Genomic DNA, 2,226 nt, shown 5'->3' on the forward strand with positions numbered 1-2,226 from the left:
GTGAGCGGCATGCCGGGCCGGTAGGCGAGGTGGGTCACCGAGGGGGCGTCGAGGAGGTGCAGGTCCGCGCGCGCACCGACTTCGATCAGGCCAACGCGGGGGAGGCCCGCCCGGTCCTCGTGCCGGTCGAGCGCGATTGCGCCGCCGAGCGTCGCCGCCCGCACTGCCTCCACGACGGTCAGTCGCATCTGCAACACCGCGGTCGCGACCGCGAACGCCATCGACGAGGTGTACGAGGTGCCGGGGTTGCAGTTCGAGGCGATGGCGACGGTCGCGCCCGCGTCCAGCAGGGCCCGGGCCGGGGCGAGCGGCATCCGGGTGGACAGATCGCAGGCTGGGAGCACCGTGGCGACGGTCGTCGACTGCCCGAGCAGGGCGATGTCCTCGTCGGTCAGGAAGCCGAGGTGGTCGACGCTGAGCGAGCCGTGCTCCACGGCGAGGCGGACGCCCGGGCCGTGTCCCAGCTGATTGCCGTGCACGCGGGTCGCGAGCCCCCGCTCGGCGGCGGTCGTCAGGACCCGGCGGGTCTCGGCCTCGTCGAAGGCCCCCGTCTCGCAGAACACGTCCACCGCGCTCACGTGCGGGGCGACCGCGTCGAGCATCTCGCCCGTGACGAGGTCCAGATAGGCGGCCCTGTCGGTGCCCTCCGGGACCACATGCGCACCCAGGAATGTGACGGCGTCCGCGTGCTCAGCCGCGATGAGCGCGCTGCGCACCTCGTCCGCCACGGTGAGCCCGTACCCCGTCTTGGTCTCGATCGTGGTGGTGCCGCCGCGCCGGGCCTCGCCCACGAGGCGCGCGAGGTTCTGGGCGAGCTCGGCGTCCGAGGCGGCCCGCGTCGCGTTCACGGTGACGTTGATGCCCCCGGCGGCATAGGACTCGCCCGCCATCCGGGCCTCGAACTCCGCGGTGCGATCGCCCGCGAACACCATGTGGCTGTGCGAGTCCACCCAGCCGGGGAGCGCGGCCCGGCCCGCCGCGTCGAAACGCTCATCCGCGGCGGGGGCAACGGACGCGTCGCCGACCCAGGCCACGAGCCCGCCGTCCAGGACGACGGCCGCGTCGTGGCGTCGCCCGCCGTCCGCCGCCGCATTCGTGGTCAGCTCGCCGATGTTGGTGATCAGGGTGCTCATGGGGTCTCCTCGACGGGTGGGTGCTGCTGATGATACGGGGAACGCCCGGGGAGCGCTGCGCTCCCCGGGCGAGTTGCCGCAGCGGTGCGGCGGGGTGCTACTCGTGCCGGATGGTCGGCTCCATCGGCACCCGGACGCCGCGCTCGCGCGCCACGTCCGCCGCGCGCTGGTAGCCCGCGTCCACGTGCCGGATGACGCCCATTCCGGGGTCGTTCGTGAGCAGGCGGGCGAGCTTCTCGGCGGCCAGCGGGGTGCCGTCCGCAACCGAGACCTGACCCGCGTGGATCGAGCGGCCGATGCCGACGCCGCCGCCGTGGTGGATGGACACCCAGGTCGCCCCGGAGGACGCCGCGGTCAGGGCGTTCAGCAGCGGCCAGTCCGCGATCGCGTCCGAGCCGTCCGCCATTGCCTCGGTCTCCCGGTAGGGCGAGGCGACCGAGCCAGAGTCGAGGTGATCGCGGCCGATCACGATGGGCGCTTTCAGCCTGCCCTCCGCGACGAGCTCGTTGAAGCGCACCGCGGCCTTCGCCCGGTCGCCGTAGCCCAGCCAGCAGATGCGTGCGGGGAGGCCCTCGAACTCAACGTGCTCCTGTGCGGCCCGGATCCACCGGTGCAGGTGCTCGTCCTCGGGGAACAGCTCCAGGATGGCCTCGTCCGTGACGCGGATGTCCTCGGGGTCGCCCGAGAGCGCCACCCAGCGGAACGGGCCGAGGCCCTCGCAGAACAGGGGCCGAATGTACGCGGGCACGAAGCCGGGGAAGGCGAAGGCGCGGTCGTAGCCCGCGTGCCGGGCCTCGTCGCGGATCGAGTTGCCGTAGTCGAAGACCTCAGCGCCCGCGTCGAGGAAGCCGACCATCGCCTCGACCTGGGCGGCCATCGCGGCCCGCGCGGCCACCGTGAAGGCCTCGGGGTCGGCGGCGGCCGTCTCGTGCCAGTCCTCGACCGAGACGCCGATGGGCAGGTAGCTGAGCGGGTCGTGCGCGCTCGTCTGGTCGGTCACGATGTCGATTGGCACGCCGCGGCGCAGCAGCTCGGGGAAGACCTCGGCGGCGTTGCCGACGATGCCGATGGACCGGGCGCGGCCCTCGGCCTT

2 protein-coding genes are annotated in these 2,226 nt (G+C 73.5%); both read right to left on the reverse strand.

What is annotated here, in order from left to right; genetic code table 11:
* On the reverse strand, positions 1–1,133 hold a 1,133-nt coding region (gene hutI / locus OOT08_RS12925), incomplete at its 3' end, for an imidazolonepropionase (protein WP_325093158.1).
* 97 nt (positions 1,134–1,230) lie between these two features.
* A partial coding sequence (gene hutU / locus OOT08_RS12930; RefSeq protein ID WP_325093159.1) for a urocanate hydratase occupies positions 1,231–2,226 on the reverse strand: 996 nt, incomplete at its 5' end.

It is taken from the genome of Leucobacter sp. M11, from assembly GCF_035726885.1.
Taxonomy (GTDB): domain Bacteria; phylum Actinomycetota; class Actinomycetes; order Actinomycetales; family Microbacteriaceae; genus JAPFRB01.